The 658-nt window shown below is 58.6% G+C and carries 1 protein-coding gene; it reads right to left on the bottom strand.

Going from position 1 to position 658, the window contains the following annotated elements:
- Positions 1 to 445: 445 nt before the first annotated feature.
- A partial coding sequence (locus KP708_RS15450; RefSeq protein WP_215757246.1) for a hypothetical protein occupies positions 446 to 658 on the bottom strand: 213 nt, incomplete at its 5' end.

Below are 658 nucleotides of genomic sequence, written 5' to 3' on the forward strand. Positions count from 1 at the left end.
AAATCCTGCGCATCTGGCCCAGTTCTCACGCCCGATAGACCGATAACTCGTATCGCGTTGTTTTTACTTGTGCTGAGTTATTCCTACTAAAATATTAGGCAGTTCCTCTGGGGTAGTGTGGAAGCTGCCCCATTTTCGTGACCTGTCACATACCGAGCGAGGGGCCGTTGGATGATGCGCCGGACGCCTCACCCGGCCCGTCTCCTACACCGTTCCATTCTGGCGCATAGCCACGCTCAACAGCCTCTGACCATTCGGCCTCGAACTCAGATCGGGCTGACGGGGAAATTTATTGCAGAACCCCATTAACCATTTCCTCAAACTGCTGCGCCATGAAKCCTMCCATTTCYCCGACCCTCTGAACGCAGTCTTGCAGCCGGTTCTTCCGKGCAMCTGTCAGGCCCTCAKCTAACCCCCAGCGCCMGTCCCCTGACGTGCTGACGTTCTAGGTCGCCTCATTGCGCACCCCTGCCCGCTTGATAGTGTCCAAGTCCTCTCGACGTGCTTCCCTCCCCTCACCTTTTGCCTTCTCCATCGCTACTTCCGGCTCCTGTAGCGCTGGGCTTCGCTCCTCAACCGCCAGCGCAGCACTGGACACCTCGGCCAAGGACGCCCGCACAGGCAGGGCAGKTAAACGCCATGCCGCCCGCAACTCCTC

This window comes from Gluconobacter sp. P5H9_a, from assembly GCF_018812085.1.
Taxonomy (GTDB): Bacteria; Pseudomonadota; Alphaproteobacteria; order Acetobacterales; family Acetobacteraceae; genus Gluconobacter.